The organism is Mesorhizobium sp. KACC 23794 (assembly GCF_052180275.1).
GTDB lineage: Bacteria > Pseudomonadota > Alphaproteobacteria > Rhizobiales > Rhizobiaceae > Kumtagia.
Window position 1 is genome coordinate 6,201,386 of the sequence record NZ_CP197465.1, and the last position, 17,149, is coordinate 6,218,534.

The following is a 17,149-nucleotide window of genomic DNA, read 5'->3' on the forward strand; positions in this document are numbered from 1 at the left end:
CGTCTCCCCGGGGCGGCGGTCTCGCGCGCTTCGGCGTCGGTCCTGTTCGTTTCCGGCCGAGTCAAGGCATCTAATTTCAAGCTGGCCCACTTCGCCAACTCCGCGCGGGCTTGACGCCTTGCGTCCCGCTTCGCTATCGGGTTGCGGCTCCGGCATCCTGCCGGACCGGCCTTTCTAGAGGGGACACCCGTGGCGCGCCAGAACTATCTCTTCACGTCGGAATCCGTTTCGGAAGGACATCCCGACAAGGTATGCGATCGCATCTCCGACGAGATCGTCGATCTGGTCTACCGCGAGGCCAAGAAGTCCGGCATGGACCCTTGGGATGTGCGCGTCGCCTGCGAGACGCTGGCCACCACCAACCGCGTCGTCATCGCCGGCGAGGTTCGCGTGCCGAAATCCCTGCTCAAGCAGGACAAGGACGGCAACGTCCTTGAGGACGCCAAGGAATTCCCGATCATCAACCCGTCGAAGTTCCGCTCGGTCGCCCGCAAGGCGATCCGCGCCATCGGCTACGAGCAGAGCGGTTTTCACTGGAAGACGGCCAAGATCGACGTGCTGGTGCACGGCCAGTCCGCCGACATCGCCCAGGGCGTAGACAACGCCGCCGACAAGCAGGGTGAAGAGGGCGCCGGCGACCAGGGCATCATGTTCGGCTATGCCTGCACCGAGACGCCAGACCTGATGCCGGCACCGATCTATTATTCCCACAAGATCCTGGAGCTGCTCGCCGCCGCCCGCCACGAAGGCAAGGGCGAAGCCGGCAAGCTCGGCCCCGACGCCAAGAGCCAGGTGACCGTGCGCTACGAGAACGGCAAGGCGGCGGAAGTCACCCAGATCGTGCTCTCGACCCAGCATCTCGACGACAGCTGGGATTCCAAAAAGGTGCGGCAGGTCGTCGAACCCTACATCCGCGAGGCGCTCGGCGACCTGAAGATCGCCGACGACTGCAACTGGTACATCAACCCGACCGGCAAGTTCGTGATCGGCGGTCCCGACGGCGACGCCGGCCTGACCGGCCGAAAAATCATCGTCGACACCTATGGCGGCGCGGCCCCGCATGGCGGCGGCGCCTTCTCCGGCAAGGACACCACCAAGGTCGACCGCTCGGCCGCCTATGCCGCGCGTTACCTCGCCAAGAACGTCGTGGCCGCCGGCCTCGCCGAACGCTGCACCATCCAGCTTGCCTACGCCATCGGCGTCGCGCAGCCTCTGTCGGTCTATGTCGACCTGCACGGCACCGGCAAGGTGGACGAGGCGAAGCTCGAGGACGCGCTGCGCCACGTCATGGACCTGTCGCCCTCCGGCATCCGCAAGCATCTCGACTTGAACAAGCCGATCTATGCCAAGACCAGCTCCTACGGCCACTTTGGCCGCAAGCCCGGCCGCGACGGTTCGTTCTCCTGGGAAAAGACCGACCTGACCAAGGCGTTGAAGCAGGCGCTGGCCGCCTGATCGCGACCTGAAGGACATGACCGGAGCGGAACGGCCGAGCCGCGCCACCGAGGGCTTTTTCGGGCGGCGCCGCGGCCGGCCGGTCGGGTCGCAGCAGGCTGTTGCTCTGGCCGACGGCTTGCAGCGCTACCGCCTCGACCTGTCCGCCCCCTGCCCCGCCAATCCGGCCGCGCTCTTCCCGATCCCGGTCTCGGCCATCCGGCTGGAGATCGGCTTCGGCGGCGGCGAACATCTCCTGCACGCGGCCAGCACCGAACCCGGCGTCGGTTTCATCGGCGTCGAGCCCTTCGTCAACGGCATGGCAAAAATGCTGGCGCGGATCGAGGCCGAGCCCCGGCCCAACCTGCGTATCTATGACGACGACGCCATCCGGGTGCTGGAGTGGCTGCCGCCGGACTGCATCGACCAGATCGACCTTTTCTATCCGGACCCCTGGCCGAAGAAGAAACACTGGAAGCGGCGTTTCGTCAGCCCGGTCAATCTCGACCGCTTCGCCCACGTCTTGAAAAGCGGCGGCCTGTTCCGCTTCGCCTCCGACATCGACACCTATGTCAACTGGACCTTGCAGCACTGCCGGGCGCATGCGGATTTCGAATGGCTGGCTGGCGAGGCGTCGGACTGGCACCAGCCTTTCGCCGGCTGGCCGGGCACCCGCTACGAAGCCAAGGCCATCCGCGAGAACCGGCGGCCGGCCTATCTGCGTTTTCGGCGGAGATGATTTTTCACGTCCGACGCGCGCATCGAAACGCCATAGCCGTCAACGCAAAACACCGGAAAAACACGGTCAACCCGCATTTTTGACGGTCGACGTGAAGCCCACCACGCTCCTTTCGCGTTGGATTTTCCATAACCATCTGAAATATCTCAATCTTCCGGACTTCACGTGCTTCGCGGCACAGGCCAGCGCAGCCGTTCATGCGACACCGCCGGTATCGCCGGCCATTGTACCGGCCTCCGAAAAGACCTGTGGAAACAACACCTTGACGCTCAGCCCCTTGCCTCCAGAGGCTTTCGACAGGTTGAGCGACCCGCCGAAAAGCGTTGCGATTTCCTCGACAATCGGCAGACCGAGGCCGGCCCCCGGTTTCGCCTTGCCACCGCCTCTGGCGAAGCGCCTCCGCACCAGCACGATCTCGTCGGCCGTCAGTCCCGGCCCGCTGTCCTCGACCTCCAACACCACGGAATCATTGGTAAAAACGCGCACCGTGATCTCCGCGCCGCCCCACGCATAGACGATCGCGTTGTCGATCAGGTTGCGGATGAGTTCGCCGACGAGCAGTGCATCGGCGCGGATGAAAAGCGGCTCGCCGCCTTCGAAACCGAGGTCTATGCCGGCCGAACTCGCCCTCATGATCTGCTCGGCGGTGATGTCCCGCGCCAGCTCGGTCAGGTCCAAGCCATTGAGCGCCTTGAGCTTTTCCGACATCGCCTCGTCGATCTTCGCCAGCAGCAGCAATTGCGCAAGGACCCGCTCGGCATGCGCCACCGCCTCATCGCCGGCCTTCGCGGCGTGTCGTGCTTCGTCCAGCGAGCCGGCCCGCGAGGCCAGGGCAAGCTGGGTGCGGATGATCGCCATCGGCGTCCGCAACTGGTGGCTGGCATTGCCCGTGAAGTGCCGCATCGCCCCAAGCGCGGCGTCCAGCCGGGCCATGAACGAGTTCACCGTGTCCACCAGACCCTGTACTTCCTGTGGCACAACCTGTTGAATTGGTTGCAGATCTCCGGGATTGCGCTCGGCGATCGCATCCCGCAACCGGTACAGCGGCCGCAGCGAGGCGGTGACCGCGAACCAGACGATCAGCGCCGCGCCGGCGATCAGCGCGGCAAGCCTCAAGGTCGATCGCAGCAGGATCGCCCGCGCCAGCTGGGTCCGGGCGATCGTCGTCTCGGCTACGGTCACGACGAAGGGAATGGAGTTCACGCCGGTCGAAGCCGACCGCGCTAGCACAGCCAGTCGGATCGGGTCCCCGCGAAACGTCGCATCGCCGTAAACTGTTGTTTCTCTTGGTACTCGGTCGATCGTCGGCAGTGTCTCGTAGCCGGTGATAAAGGTCCCCGGCGGTCCGTCAACCCTGTAGAAAACCCGGTCCTGAGCTGCAGAAGTAAGCATTTCCAGGGCCACATAAGGGATATCGACCTCCAGCGCCCCGTCCTCGCTGACGACCACCCGCTCGGCAATCGCCAGCGCCGAGCCGGCGAGCACCCGGTCGGATACGGTGTTGGCCGTGACCACCGCCTCGCGATAAGTGTCAGCGAGCGCCAGCAGGCCGGCCAGCACGAGCGGCACGAGCAGCCAGGCAAGCAGCCGGCGGCGAAGCGAATAGGCGGCGGACGGCCTCATCCGGCAGGTTTCGACCGTTCGAGGTAATAACCGATGCCGCGCGCCGCCCTGACCGTGAGCCCATATGGCGCAAGCCTTTTTCGCAAGCGGCTGACATATTGCTCGATGGCGTTGGCGCTGAGATCGTCGTCGAAACCGGCGAGCGACTCGATGATCGCCTGTTTTGGAACGACCTTTCCCGAGCGCAGGAACAGCGTCTCCAGCAAGGTCCGCTCGCGCGCCGGAAGATCGATCGGCGTGCCGCCGGCCGAAAACGAGCGCGCGTTGAGATCCAGGGTCACCTCCCCAACCGAGACGGTCGTCGCCTTGAGCCCGACCCGTCGGCGCAGCAGTATGCGGACGCGGGCTTCCAGTTCGTCCACGTCGAACGGTTTTGTCATGTAGTCGTCAGCCCCGAGGTCGAGGCCACGCACCCGGTCGTCCAGTTGGCCCCGCGCCGAGAGGATCAGCACGCTGGCGCCGTTCTGGCGCGCGCGCAGCGCGCGCAAAACGTCGAGGCCGTCCATGTCCGGCAGGTTGAGATCGAGGATGACCAGATCGAAGCGTTCGGCGACCAGCACGGCCATCGCCGCCGCTCCGTCGCCAACGGCATCCACCGCGTAGCCGCCGCCCTTGAGCACGGTCACCAGCCCGCGCGTCAGGGCTGCATTGTCCTCCACTACAAGAATGCGCATCCGGCCTCCCTGCCACATCTTAGCCAGCCACGTGAAGGTTGTGAACAAGGCCGCCCTGATGCATGGTTCGCCCCATGCGCGCCGCGACCGGCATCGTTGCCCTTCTCCTCAGTTGCCTGCCGGCTTTCGCCGAGGCGCTTGTGTTTCCAGCGCTCAACGGCGACGCGGGCGCCCGCACGCTCACCGTCTATTCGTCGCTGGACATGCCGATCGCCAGGCCGATGATCGCCGGCTTCCAGAAGGCCAATCCCGAAATCGCCGTGCGCTACGAGGAACTGCTGACGTCCGACATTTACGACCGCATCGTCGCCGAGACGGACGCTGGCAAACGCACTGCCGACTTTGCCTTCTCCTCGGCGATGGATTTGCAGATCAAGCTCGCCAATGACGGCTACGCGCAGCAGAGCGACCTTGCGATGAGCGCGCGCTGGCCGCGCTGGGCGAACTGGCGCAACACCGCCTATGCGCTGACCTTCGAGCCGGCCGTCTTCGTCTATCACAGACCGAGTTTCCGCGACGCACCTCCGCCGGCGACGCGCGGCCAGTTCGTGGATTATCTGAAGGCGCAAGGCGACAAGGCGTTCGGCCGCATCGCCACCTACGACATCGAGCGCTCCGGCGTCGGTTTCATGTTCCTGTCGCGCGACCAGGAGCAGTTTCCCGACATATGGTCGGTGGTGCGGGCCATGGGCGGGGCCGGCGTAAAGCTCTATTCGACCAGTTCCGCCATCCTCGAGCGCATCGCCGACGGCCGCTTCGTGCTCGGCTACAATATCCTCGGCTCCTACGCCGCCGACTGGGCCGCCCACAATCCAGATGTCGGCATCGTGCTGCCGAAGGACTATACGATCGTCATGTCGCGGATCGGCCTTGTGCCGAAGGCGGCCAACGCGCCCGACCTCGGCCGCAAATATCTCTACTATTTCATGTCGGGCGAAGGCCAGAGCATCATGGCGCGCGAATTGCAGATCGCGGCTGTCAATCCCGACGTTTCCGGCGACAATACCGCGAACTCCATGCAGGCCTCGATGGGCGCACAATTGCGGCCGGTTCCGGTCACGCCGGGGCTGATGGTCTATCTCGACCAGGTGAAGCGTACACGGCTGATCAAGCGCTGGAACGAGGCTTTGCGCGAACAGTAGAAATGCCTGGCGATGTCGGGCATGATATCGCTCCGGCGTCAGTTAAATGACAGCTTGGCACTATAACGTGACCTCTATGCGGCCGTGGAGGCGGCAGGCTGAGGGGTCTGCGACAACTATTCGACGGCACAGGGAGTTCGGGAGGACTTCGGACATCGATCGCGGGCAATCGCCCTGCAGTGCGGGACCGGCGCAGGACGCCGGTATCGTTCCATTCCATCCATGGGGCGTGACCGTGTCGGCCGGGCGGCCGCCCCAAAACGCCATTTCGGCGCGGCCGCGCATCGCGGTCGCGCAACACAAAGGAGGAAATTTTCGTGAAACATTTCGTCTACGCAACGCTTCTGACCGGGCTGCTCGCCCTGCCGGCGCAGGCCGCGGACTACAAGATTCTGGCGCCTGCCGCTCCCGGCGGCGGCTGGGACCAGACGGCGCGCTCGATGCAGGCGGCCCTTCAGGACGAAGGCATCTCCAGCAACGTGCAGGTCACCAACGTGCCCGGCGCCGGCGGCACGATCGGCCTCGCGCAGTTCGTCAACCAGGCGAACGGCGACCCGACCCAGCTCATCGTCGGCGGCTACGTCATGGTTGGCGCGATCCTCACCAACGCCTCGCCCGTGACACTCGAGCAGGTCACGCCGATCGCCCGCCTGACCGGCGAATATGAGGCTATCGTCGTTCCCGCCGCCTCCGACATCAAGGACATGGCCGGCCTCGTCGAGAAGCTGAAGGCCGATCCGGGCGCGGTCTCCTGGGCCGGCGGCTCGGCCGGCGGCACCGACCACATCACGGCCGGCCTGATCGCCAAGGCCGTCGGCGTCGACCCGACCAAGGTCAACTACATCGCCTTCTCCGGCGGCGGCGAGGCGCTCGCCTCGGTGCTGGGCAACCAGACGACGGTCGGCATCTCCGGTTACGGCGAGTTCGCCTCACAGATCCAGGCAGGCACCCTGCGCATCATCGGCATCTCCAGCGACGAACGCGTCGCCGGCATCGACGCGCCGACCTTCAAGGAAGGCGGCGTCGACGTCTCGATCCAGAACTGGCGCATGGTCGCCGCCGCGCCCGGCATCTCCGCCGAGCAGAAGGCCGCGATCCTGGCCGACATCGAGAAGCTGAACGGCTCGGCCGCCTGGACGAAGACGCTTGCCGACAAGGGCTGGGCCAACACCTATCTCGCCGGCGACGCCTTCACCGAACAGCTCAAGAAGGACACCGCGGCGACCGGCGCGATCCTCAAGGACATCGGCCTGGTGAAATGAGCCTCGGCGGCCAACCGACTGGAGAGCGCCGTCCCGACCGGGCGGCGCTCGTCATTGCCATCGTGCTGATCATCGCCGGGCTCGGCATGGGCTGGGGAACCTTCACATCGGGCGGCGTCTCGATGAGCACGCCGGTCGGGCCGAAGACCGTGCCCTATATCATCGCCGGCGCGCTTGTGATCTTAGGTGCCTTGACAGCGGTTGCGGCCATGCGCGGCGATTTCCCCGAGCGCGAGCGGCAGGATTTTCCGCCCATGCTGTGGATCATCGGCGGGCTCGCAGTGCAATTGCTGACGATGAAGAGCGTCGGCTTCTCCATTGCCACCGGCCTGCTGTTCGCCGCCACGGCAAAGGGGTTTGGCAAGGGGCCGCTGTGGAAGACGATCCCGATCGGCATCGTCTTTTCCTTCGTGGTCTGGCTGCTTTTCGCCAAGGGCCTGCAATTGACCTTGCCCGCGGGCCCGCTCGAACGGCTCTTCCAGTGAGATCAAAATGAACACGTTCGAACTGCTTGGCCAGGGTCTGCTCACCGCCCTGCAATGGTCGAACCTGCTCTACGCCCTCATCGGCGTGACGCTGGGTACCGCCGTCGGCGTGCTGCCCGGTATCGGGCCGGCTCTGACCGTGGCGCTGCTGCTGCCCGTCACCTACAAGCTCGACCCGTCCGGCTCGCTGATCATGTTCGCCGGCATCTATTACGGCGGCATGTATGGCGGCTCGACGACGTCGATCCTGCTCAACACGCCGGGGGAAAGCGCCTCGATCGTCACCGCGCTGGAAGGCAACAAGATGGCGCGGGCCGGCCGTGGGGGGCCGGCGCTGGCCACCGCCGCGATCGGCTCCTTCGTCGCCGGCCTACTGGCTACGCTTGGCCTCGCCTTCATCGCGCCCTCGGTGGTGAAATTCGCGCTGTCGTTCGGCCCGTCCGAATATTTCGCGCTGATGCTGCTCGCCTTCATGACGGTGTCGGCAGCCTTCGGCGATTCGACGCTGCGTGGCCTGACCTCGCTGGTCATCGGCCTGGCGCTCGGCCTCATCGGCATCGACCAGTTGACCGGGCAGGCGCGGCTGACCATGGGCCTGCCAAATCTCTTCGACGGTATCTCGGTGACGACCCTGGCGGTGGCGCTGTTCGCCATCGGCGAGACGCTGGCCGTGGTGGCAACGCACGCCTTCGGCGGCGAGAAAATCGAGACGATCAAGGGGTCGGTGATGATGACCCGCGAGGACTGGAAACGCTCGTGGATGCCGTGGCTGCGTGGCACGGCGATCGGTTTTCCGATCGGCGCCATGCCGGCCGGCGGCGCGGACGTTTCGAGCTTTCTGTCCTATTCGGCGGAGCGGAATTTTTCGAAACATCCGGAAGAGTTCGGCAAGGGCGCCATCGAGGGCGTCGCCGGGCCGGAAGCCGCCAACAATGCGTCCGCCGCAGGAACGCTGGTGCCGCTGCTGACGCTCGGTCTGCCGACCACGGCGACCGCCGCGATCATGCTCGCCGGCTTCCAGCAGTTCGGGCTTCAGCCCGGCCCGCTGCTGTTCGTCACCAGCGCTCCGCTGGTCTGGGGCCTGATTGCCAGCCTGCTCGTCGCCAATTTCATGCTGCTGGTGCTGAACCTGCCGCTGATCGGCCTGTGGGTAAAGCTGCTCACCATTCCACGCCCGTGGCTCTATGCCGGCATCCTGGTGTTCGCCACGCTCGGCACGATCGGTGCCGATGGTTCGACATCCTATATCGGGCCGGTGCCGATTTCGTTCGGACTGGGATTGCTGCTCGCCTTCGGCGTGCTGGGTTATCTGCTGAGAAGGTTCGGTTATCCGATCGCGCCGGTCGTCGTCGGTATGATCCTCGGGCCGATGGCTGAGAAGAGCCTGAGACAGGCTTTGCAGATCAGCCAGGGCGACCCGATGACGCTGTTCCATTCCTGGATCGCCATCGTGCTCTGGCTGCTGGCGCTGACAGCGGTGTTGCTGCCGCTCTATCTCCGCTATCGCGGCAAGGGCAAAGTGCTGACGCAATTCGGCACGGACGAGGACTGATCCTCGTCCGCAGCAAGTGATTAAGTGCTGTTAGCGACGAATTTCGCGGAAGCGCTCGGGATCGATGCCAAGGGCTCGGAGATCTCGCGCGTTCGGCTGGCGGCCATGGTTGACAGCCGAAGCAGCGGCGATCGCGCTGCCGAAGATGCCAAACAATTCGCCAATGGTGGCGCGGGTGCGGGTCGACATTGTCTTGTCCTTTCGCATTGTGCGATGCAGCAAAAGTAGGATCGCAACTGCGAAAGCGGTAGGGGCAGCACCGCACGGCAGGCATGCAAGGGCAGCACAGCTGTATGAGACTGTAGGACGCGCCGTCCTTCCGGCGGTGGCGAGCAGAATCCCGCTCAAGGGTAAATGGCTCGAAGCCTCGACAAGGGCGGGCAACGAATTATTGCCGACGCTCCTGATCGCTGACAGCACGGATCGCCGTCACGGGGCGGAAAAACTCCGCACCAGCCGCCAATCCTGGGCTTTTTCGTGTCTGGGCGCGCGGCGTCTTCATTGCTTGGCCCAGCCACGCAATCGCCGGCACGCGGTGCGCGAGACGCCCGTTCGGCCCGCGGCGAAACAGCCGCCGCCTAGCGGCAAAACCCTGCAAGTCGCCGAAGACGGCGGCCAATGCGCGGAAGCAGCGGGCGAGCCGCAATGCCTCGGCGCAGCCATCATCATTTGTTCCGGGAACCGCTGCCGGGGGCAAGGCAAGCGCCCCGCCGGCCAATTCGACGGCAAACGCCCGCGCGACAGCCTCGGCCGGCCATAGCAGCGACAGCACAGACAAGCGCACCCGGAACGGCAGAACACAAAGGAACTCGGCCAGAACGGCCAACGAGAGCAGCGTAGATGCTATGCCAATCAGAGTCTCCCGTTCACCCTGGCGTTCTGCGCGGTCCATTCCAGCCTCCGTTCGGAGCAAACAATAGCAAAGAGCTGGAAGCAACTCAAGGAAATAATTCCTATGACGGTCCGACGTCGTGTTGCATAGGTGTGGAAGGCCCCAATTCCAAGCCTATTACTATGCGCGGTTAAGCCAAATCGAGCGAGCTTTCAGCGCAAATCCGAGTGACCGCCTCGGGGCCGGAAGCGGCCATTCACAATCTGACGTGTCGAAGTCGCCCTCCACCGCGCCCTTGCATTCCCCCGTCATTCCTTCTATATCGACTTCAAATTCTTGGTCGGTATGACGAAGAGTGGGTCCACCCGGTCCCGCTCTTTTTTATTACCCGGACCGCTGGAGACCGAATGACGGCCGAACAAAGCGAACGTCCGATGGACGACCGCATCATCCGCGAGAGCGGAACGGAAGCGCGGGTCGCGGCGATCATCGCGCCGGTGATGCGTGCGACCGGCTACAGGCTGGTGCGCGTGCGCCTGATGAACCAGAACGGCCTGACCTTGCAGATCATGGCCGAACGCGAGGACGGGACCATGACCGTCGAGGATTGCGAAGAGGTCAGCCGGGCGATTTCGCCGGCGCTGGACGTGGATGATCCGATCGACAAGGCGTATCATCTGGAAGTGTCGTCGCCCGGCATCGATCGCCCGCTGGTGCGCAAGTCGGATTTCGTCACCTGGACCGGACATCAGGTGAAGATGGAAACCTCCATCATGGTCGCCGAGCGCAAGCGCTTCAAGGGCAAGATCGCCGAGGCGGGCGAGACCGATGTGCTGATCGAGCGGGACATGCCGGCCTATGGCGTCGAGCCGACGGTGCGGGTGCCTTACGAGGCCATCGCCGAGGCGCGGCTGGTGCTGACCGACGATCTCATCCGCGACGCGCTGTCGAAGGACAACCGGGCCCGCAAGGAGGCGCGCAAGCGCCGCGGCGAGACCGACGAAGAAGACACAACGGAAAGTGAATGAGCGCCCGGCATAGCCGGCGAGGTTCAGGGAGATAAAAATGGTAGTCAGTGCGAACAGGCTCGAGCTGCTGCAGATCGCCGATGCGGTCGCGCGCGAAAAGTCGATCGACAAGTCGATCGTGATCGCCGCAATGGCGGACGCGATCCAGAAGGCGGCGCGCTCGCGCTACGGCCAGGAAACCAACATCCGCGCCGACATCAACGCCAATACCGGCGAGATGAAGCTGCAGCGGCTGATGGAAGTCGTGGAAAAGGTCGAGGACTACGCGACGCAGATTGCGCTCTCCTCGGCCCGCGAGCGCAACCCCGACGCGGAGCTCGGCGACTTCATCGCCGAGCAGCTTCCGCCGATGGATTTCGGCCGCATCGCCGCCCAGTCGGCCAAGCAGGTCATCGTCCAGAAGGTGCGCGAGGCCGAGCGCGACCGGCAGTTCGACGAATACAAGGACCGCATCGGCGAGATCGTCAACGGCACGGTCAAGCGCGTCGAATATGGCAATGTCATCGTCGATCTCGGCCGTGGCGAGGCGATCATCCGCCGCGACGAACTGATCCCGCGCGAGAACTACAAATATGGCGACCGCGTCCGCGCCTATGTGTATGACGTGCGGCGCGAACAGCGCGGCCCCCAGATTTTCCTCAGCCGCACCCATCCGCAGTTCATGGCAAAGCTGTTCACCATGGAAGTGCCGGAGATCTATGACGGCATCATCGAGATCAAGTCGGTCGCCCGCGACCCCGGTTCGCGCGCCAAGATCGCGGTGATCTCGCGCGATTCGTCCATCGACCCGGTCGGCGCCTGCGTCGGCATGCGCGGCAGCCGCGTGCAGGCGGTCGTTGCCGAACTGCAGGGCGAGAAGATCGACATCATTCCGTGGTCGCCGTCGGCGGCTTCCTTCATCGTCAACGCGCTGCAGCCGGCCGAAGTCGCCAAGGTGGTGCTCGATGAAGATGCCGAGCGCATCGAGGTGGTGGTTCCCGACGACCAGTTGTCGCTGGCCATCGGCCGCCGCGGCCAGAACGTGCGGCTGGCCTCGCAGCTCACCGGCTGGGACATCGACATCCTGACCGAGCAGGAAGAGTCCGAGCGCCGCCAGAAGGAATTCGTCGAACGCTCCAACCTGTTCATGAGCGCCCTCAACGTCGACGAGATGGTCGGCCAGGTGCTGGCGTCGGAAGGTTTTACCTCGGTCGAGGAAGTGGCTTACGTCGATGCCGACGAGATTTCGTCGATCGACGGTTTCGACGAGGACACGGCAAGCGAGATCCAGTCTCGTGCCCGCGACTATCTTGAGAAGATCGAGGCCGAGCATGACGAGAAGCGCAAGCAGCTCGGCGTCCAGGATGAACTGCGCGAGATCCCCGGCCTGACCACCGCGATGATGGTGACGCTCGGCGAGGACGGCGTGAAGACGGTCGAGGATTTCGCCGGCTACGCCGTCGACGACCTCGTCGGCTGGAAGGAGCGCAAGGACGGCGAGACCAAGATGTTCCCCGGCGTGCTTGCCTCTCATGAGGTGTCGCGGGCCGATGCCGAGCAGATGGTGCTTGCCGCCCGCCTCAAGGCCGGCTGGATCACCGAGGACGAAGTCGTCGCCGAAGAGCCCGCCGAGCCGGCGGATGCGTGAGGTGACCCATCGCCAGCCAGTCCCTCACAGACGAGATGAACGATCGCACCTGCATCGTTTCGCGCGAGCGGCGCGAGCCGGATGAACTGATCCGGTTCGTCGTCGGTCCCGACGGCGCGGTCGTTCCAGACCTCAAGAGAAAACTGCCCGGCCGCGGTTGCTGGGTGAGCGCCGACCGCCTACATGTGGAGAAGGCTGTCGCGAAGAACCTGTTCGCGCGCGCCTTCAAGCGGCAGGTCGACGTTTCCCCTCACCTTGCGGACCAGATCGACCAGATCATGGTGAAATCCGCGCTGGGCGCCGTCGGGCTGGCGCGCAAGGCCGGAGCGGTTGCATTGGGCGCCGCGAAGGTCGACAATGCGGTGCGCAGTGGCGAGGCGCTCTGCGTCACCCATGCCATGGACGCCTCGCAAGACGGCGTCCGCAAGATTACCCAGGCCAGACGGGCGACCGCCCATCTCGGTGGGCCGGAAATCCATGCCTATAAACTTTTTTCGGAAGCCGAATTGAGTTTGGCATTGGGCGGGACAAATGTGATACATGCTGCCGTTCTCGCGCAGGAGGCGGGAAAGGCGGCAGAAAAGCGCCTTATGGCGCTCGACCGCTACCGGGGCGGCTCCCCGGAAGATCAGGCGATGTTTGCGGCGATCGCCGAAGACGAGACAGCCGCAGAGGATATGGAATGAGCGATACGAAATCCGGCGACGACAATACGTTGACCGTCAACACCAAGAAGACGCTGAGCCTGAAGCCGGCCGGCGTCACGCAGGGCATTGTGCGCCAGAATTTCTCGCATGGCCGCACCAAGCAGGTCGTCGTCGAGACCAAGAAACGCAAATTCTCGATGCCCGGCGATCGCCCGGAGTCTGCACCGGCCCCGGTGTTGGCACCGCGTCCGCCACAGCCGGCGCCTGTTCCGGCCCCAACCGCCGCGCCCCAGCCCACGGTCGCGAGGCCGCAGCCCGCTCCGCAACCCGTGGCGGCCACGCCGCAGCCAACGCCTGCGCCGACGCCAAGGCCGCAGGCTCCCGCGGCTCCGGTCGCCGCCGCCCCCCAGCCGGTGGCCGCCAGACCTCAGCCAGCCCCTCAGCCTGCCGTGGCAAGGCCGCAGCCGGCCCCGGCGCCCGTTGCCGCCCGACCGCAACCGGCGCCGCCGCGCCCGCAGCCTGCTGTCGGCAGGCCGCAGCAGGCACCGCGCCCCGAGCGCAGCGGAATGGTGCTGAACGAACTCTCCACCGGCGAGATCGAGGCCCGCCGCCGCGCGCTCGAAGGTTCGAAGGCGCGTGAACAGGAAGACCGGCAGCGCGCGCTCGTTGAGGCCAAGCGCCGTCAGGACGACGAAGAGCAGCGCAAGCGTGAACGCGATGCGTCCGCCCGCCGCCAGGCCGAGGAAGAAGCCCGCCTGCAGAAGGAAGCGGAGGCACGCCGCCGCGCCGAGGAAGAGGCGCGGCGCAGGGCTCCGCAGCTCGAGGTCGCCACCCGCGACGATGAATCCGAAGCCCGCCCGCGCGGCAGCGTCGGCGCATTGCGCAGCACTCCCCTGCGCCGGCCGGCGACGCCGGAGGTCGCCAAGCCGACCAGGACGCGCGGCGACGAGGACAAGCGCCGCGGCAAGCTGACGGTAAGCTCGGCGACGGGCGACGAGGACGCGCGCGCACGCTCGCTGTCGTCGATGCGCCGCCGCCAGGAGAAGTTCAAGCGCGCCATGCACCAGGAGCCGCGCGAGAAGATCTCGCGGGAGGTCGTGCTGCCGGAAACCATCACCATCCAGGAACTGGCGCAGCGCATGTCCGAGCGCGCCGTCGATGTCGTCAAGTATTTCATGAAGCAGGGCCAGATCCTGAAGCCTGGTGACGTGATCGACGCCGACACCGCCGAACTGGTGGCGTCCGAATTCGGCCACACCGTGCGCCGCGTCGCGGAATCCGACATCGAAGAAGGCTTCTTCGGCGGCCCCGACAATCCGGAGGATCTGCGTCCGCGCCCGCCGGTGGTCACCATCATGGGCCACGTCGACCACGGCAAGACGTCGCTGCTGGACGCCATCCGCAACGCCAACGTCGTTTCCGGCGAGGCAGGCGGCATCACCCAGCATATCGGCGCCTACCAGGTCGAGAAGAACGGCCAGAAGATCACCTTCATCGACACGCCCGGCCACGCCGCCTTCACGGCGATGCGCGCCCGCGGCGCACAGGCGACCGACATCGCGGTGCTGGTGGTCGCGGCCGACGATTCGGTCATGCCGCAGACGATCGAGTCGATCAGCCATGCCAAGGCGGCCGGCGTGCCGATCATCGTGGCGATCAACAAGATCGACAAGCACGAGGCCGACCCGCAGAAGGTGCGCAGCGAGTTGCTGCGCCATGAAGTGTTCGTCGAATCGATGGGCGGTGAAGTTCTCGACGTCGAGGTTTCGGCCAAGACGGGAGCCGGCCTCGACAAGCTGCTGGAAGCGATCCTGCTGCAGGCCGAAGTGCTCGACCTGAAAGCCAACCCGGACCGCACCGCCGAGGGCGTCGTCATCGAAGCCAAGCTCGACAAGGGCCGCGGCCCGGTGGCCACCGTGCTCGTGCAGACCGGCGACCTTCTGGTCGGCGACATCATCGTGGCCGGCAACGAATGGGGCCGCGTCCGCGCCCTGCTCGACGACCGCGGCGAACAGCTCGAAGGTGCCCTGCCCTCGCAGCCGGTCGAAGTGCTCGGTCTCCAGGCCACGCCAATGGCGGGCGACCGTTTCGCCGTCGTCGATTCGGAAGCCCGTGCCCGCGAGATCACCGAGTACCGCCAGCGCAAGGCGCGCGACAAGGCCGTAGCCAAGCATGTCAGCCAGCGCGGCTCGCTGGAACAGATGATGTCGCAGCTTCAGGCGACCGGCATCAAGGAGTTCCCGCTGGTCATCAAGGGCGACGTGCAGGGTTCGGTCGAGGCGATTATCGTCGCCCTCGAAAAGCTCGGCACCGACGAGGTGCGGGCTCGCATCGTGCACAGCGGCGCGGGAGCGATCACGGAAAGCGACATCTCCCTGGCCGATACGTCGGGTGCGGCGATCATCGGCTTCAACGTGCGCGCCAACCCGCAGGCAAAGCAGGCGGCCGACCAGGCCGGGCTGGAGATCCGCTACTACAACATCATCTACAATCTCGTGGATGACGTGAAGGCGGCGATGTCGGGCATGCTGTCGCCGGAACGCCGCGAGACCTTCATCGGCAATGCGGAGATTCTCGAGATCTTCGACATTACCAAGCTCGGCAAGGTCGCCGGCTGCCGGATCACCGAAGGCAAGGTGGAACGCGGCGCGGGCGTGCGCCTGATCCGCGACAACATCGTCGTCCACGAGGGCACGCTGAAGACGCTGAAGCGGTTCAAGGACGAAGTGTCCGAGGTTCCGGTCGGCCAGGAGTGCGGCATGGCCTTCCAGAACTACGAGGACATGCGCGTCGGCGACGTCATCGAATGCTTCCGGGTCGAGATGGTGACCAGGTCGCTGTAAGACTCGACTTGGATGGTTGTCGACAGCCTCCCATCGGACTCTGATGAAGTCCGATGGGAGTTTCTATATGAATCCAATGAGCGTGAACGTGAAGAGGCAGCAGCGAGCTTTCGGAAGATCAGCCCCCGAAACCGTACTTATCGATTTGGATATGCCGTCGGCCTGGTGCTGGCGGTGGCATTCTGGCCTATCGTATGGTGGATAAGCGCATGGGCAGGCAAGCTTTCCGAACGACTGCTTCCGGACTCTTATTCTCAGGACTTCCATTGGAGCCTGTCGGCCGCGTCTTCAATTCTTGTAATTCTGTCTATTTTTCTCTCATTGAGATACTTATATTTAGCTCGCCTGAAAACTAAGAAAAACAAGATTATCCAGGGCTTAGTTAGAATATACACAAATAAAGATGTATCCTTTGTCGATGCAACCAAAATATCGAGACGACATGTTGAGGGCGTAAAATTTAACTCCGCCTATCTTTTTATGATGATTGAAGAAGAAAAGAGGTTCGTGTATTTGCCCAGAAGGGTTGTCGATCATGTGCAATTCGATGCTCTTGTTGAATTCATAAGCTAGATAAAATCGTCCATTGTCGGGTCCTCTCTGGTTCGCGATGGGCGTATAGAGTTTGACCAAGGATCTGGGCGATACGCAATAATATCCACAAACCCCTTGCCGTCTACCGCTACCGCCTGACACTCGTCGATGCCCTGGCCTATGAACGCCTGCCGGGCGAATGGTCAGGCCGGCGGAAAATCGCGGCCCTTGTCCCGCTGATCGCCATCGGTGCATTTTCCGGCCTGATCGAGGATTGGCCGCGCGCTTGGTGGTGGCTGTCGGTCGGTGGCCTCGTGCTGCTGTGGGCGATTGCCGGGCTGTCTATCTACAACTGGCAAATGCACCGGCGCGCCCGCGGGCTCGCCGCGCGGCATGGACAGACGGAGATCGAGGAGTGGGGCGACCACCTCGTCATCCGTTCGCTAGCCGGAACCCGGCATCTGGCCTACGAGCAGATAGGCAAGGTGATTTCAACCGACAGCCACGTCTTCATCCTGTTTCATGACGGCCCGGCGATCGTGCCGTTGCGGGCGTTCGAGGACGCCGAGGAGATGCAGGCCTTCGGCGCAGAAATAGACCGGCGCAGCGAGGAAGCGGTCACATGATTTCCGAGCGCACCACGTCCGCACGACGCCAAGAAATCGGCCACGGGGTAGCCAAGCCGGCGCAACATCGCTATGGAGCGGCCTGGCGCGGTTCGAACCCG

At 64.6% G+C, this 17,149-nt stretch carries 16 protein-coding genes; 12 read left to right on the forward strand and 4 right to left on the reverse strand.

The genetic code is table 11. The features are described 5' to 3' along the window. Nucleotides 1-189: 189 nt before the first annotated feature. Nucleotides 190-1,455 (forward strand): methionine adenosyltransferase, encoded by a 1,266-nt coding sequence (gene metK / locus ACSBOB_RS30000; RefSeq protein WP_442579672.1) that lies wholly within the window; start codon nt 190-192, stop codon nt 1,453-1,455. 16 nt (nt 1,456-1,471) lie between these two features. Further along, the gene (trmB, locus tag ACSBOB_RS30005) at nt 1,472-2,173 is read left to right on the forward strand and encodes a tRNA (guanine(46)-N(7))-methyltransferase TrmB (protein WP_442579673.1); all 702 of its coding nucleotides are present in this window, start codon (nt 1,472-1,474) and stop codon (nt 2,171-2,173) included. Nucleotides 2,174-2,368: 195 nt separating this feature from the next. Here the strand turns inward: trmB and ACSBOB_RS30010 are convergent, their stop codons facing one another. Then, entirely contained in the window at nt 2,369-3,796 is a 1,428-nt protein-coding gene (locus tag ACSBOB_RS30010; protein ID WP_442579674.1) for a sensor histidine kinase, read from the reverse strand. Beyond that, on the reverse strand, nt 3,793-4,470 hold the full coding sequence (locus ACSBOB_RS30015) for a response regulator transcription factor (protein ID WP_442579675.1): 678 nt from the start codon (nt 4,468-4,470) through the stop codon (nt 3,793-3,795). The genes ACSBOB_RS30010 and ACSBOB_RS30015 overlap by 4 nt, the downstream gene beginning before the upstream one ends. A gap of 74 nt (nt 4,471-4,544) precedes the next feature. Here ACSBOB_RS30015 and ACSBOB_RS30020 point away from each other — a divergent pair, with 74 nt between their 5' ends. From ACSBOB_RS30020 to ACSBOB_RS30035, 4 genes are all read left to right on the forward strand, one after another. After that, the gene (locus ACSBOB_RS30020) at nt 4,545-5,612 is read left to right on the forward strand and encodes an ABC transporter substrate-binding protein (RefSeq protein WP_442579676.1); all 1,068 of its coding nucleotides are present in this window, start codon (nt 4,545-4,547) and stop codon (nt 5,610-5,612) included. A 317-nt stretch (nt 5,613-5,929) separates the two neighbouring features. Further along, nucleotides 5,930-6,874: a Bug family tripartite tricarboxylate transporter substrate binding protein gene (locus tag ACSBOB_RS30025; protein WP_442579677.1), complete on the forward strand. Its 945-nt coding sequence runs from the start codon at nt 5,930-5,932 to the stop codon at nt 6,872-6,874. Next, entirely contained in the window at nt 6,871-7,359 is a 489-nt protein-coding gene (locus tag ACSBOB_RS30030; protein WP_442579678.1) for a tripartite tricarboxylate transporter TctB family protein, read from the forward strand. The genes ACSBOB_RS30025 and ACSBOB_RS30030 overlap by 4 nt, the downstream gene beginning before the upstream one ends. A 7-nt stretch (nt 7,360-7,366) precedes the next feature. Next, a complete protein-coding gene (locus tag ACSBOB_RS30035) occupies nt 7,367-8,911 on the forward strand; it encodes a tripartite tricarboxylate transporter permease (RefSeq protein ID WP_442579679.1) in 1,545 nt (514 codons plus the stop codon). A 30-nt stretch (nt 8,912-8,941) separates the two neighbouring features. On the opposite strand, the gene ACSBOB_RS30040 is transcribed toward ACSBOB_RS30035, so the two are convergent. Together ACSBOB_RS30040 and ACSBOB_RS30045 are read right to left on the reverse strand one after the other, a co-directional pair. Further along, nucleotides 8,942-9,100 carry a hypothetical protein gene (locus ACSBOB_RS30040; protein WP_442579680.1) on the reverse strand — a complete coding sequence of 53 codons (159 nt, stop codon included), beginning with the start codon at nt 9,098-9,100 and terminating at the stop codon, nt 8,942-8,944. A 199-nt stretch (nt 9,101-9,299) separates the two neighbouring features. Further along, on the reverse strand, nt 9,300-9,803 hold the full coding sequence (locus ACSBOB_RS30045; RefSeq protein ID WP_442579681.1) for a hypothetical protein: 504 nt from the start codon (nt 9,801-9,803) through the stop codon (nt 9,300-9,302). Between the two features lie 347 nt (nt 9,804-10,150). Between ACSBOB_RS30045 and rimP the strand changes: the two genes are divergently transcribed. The 6 genes from rimP to ACSBOB_RS30075 all read left to right on the forward strand — a co-directional run bounded on the left by rimP (nt 10,151) and on the right by ACSBOB_RS30075 (nt 17,048). Beyond that, complete coding sequence (gene rimP / locus ACSBOB_RS30050) at nt 10,151-10,771, forward strand: ribosome maturation factor RimP (protein WP_442579682.1); 621 nt, start codon at nt 10,151-10,153, stop codon at nt 10,769-10,771. A 37-nt stretch (nt 10,772-10,808) separates the two neighbouring features. Continuing rightward, the gene (gene nusA, locus ACSBOB_RS30055; RefSeq protein WP_442579683.1) at nt 10,809-12,398 is read left to right on the forward strand and encodes a transcription termination factor NusA; all 1,590 of its coding nucleotides are present in this window, start codon (nt 10,809-10,811) and stop codon (nt 12,396-12,398) included. Between the two features lie 35 nt (nt 12,399-12,433). After that, nucleotides 12,434-13,084, forward strand: coding sequence for an RNA-binding protein (locus ACSBOB_RS30060; protein ID WP_442579684.1), 651 nt, complete (start codon nt 12,434-12,436; stop codon nt 13,082-13,084). Then, the gene (gene infB / locus ACSBOB_RS30065) at nt 13,081-15,888 is read left to right on the forward strand and encodes a translation initiation factor IF-2 (protein ID WP_442579685.1); all 2,808 of its coding nucleotides are present in this window, start codon (nt 13,081-13,083) and stop codon (nt 15,886-15,888) included. Before ACSBOB_RS30060 ends, infB begins: the two co-directional genes overlap by 4 nt. Nucleotides 15,889-15,900: 12 nt before the next feature. Continuing rightward, nucleotides 15,901-16,461, forward strand: coding sequence for a hypothetical protein (locus tag ACSBOB_RS30070; protein WP_442579686.1), 561 nt, complete (start codon nt 15,901-15,903; stop codon nt 16,459-16,461). 275 nt (nt 16,462-16,736) lie between these two features. Then, the gene (locus ACSBOB_RS30075) at nt 16,737-17,048 is read left to right on the forward strand and encodes a YcxB family protein (RefSeq protein WP_442579687.1); all 312 of its coding nucleotides are present in this window, start codon (nt 16,737-16,739) and stop codon (nt 17,046-17,048) included. Nucleotides 17,049-17,149 lie beyond the last annotated feature (101 nt).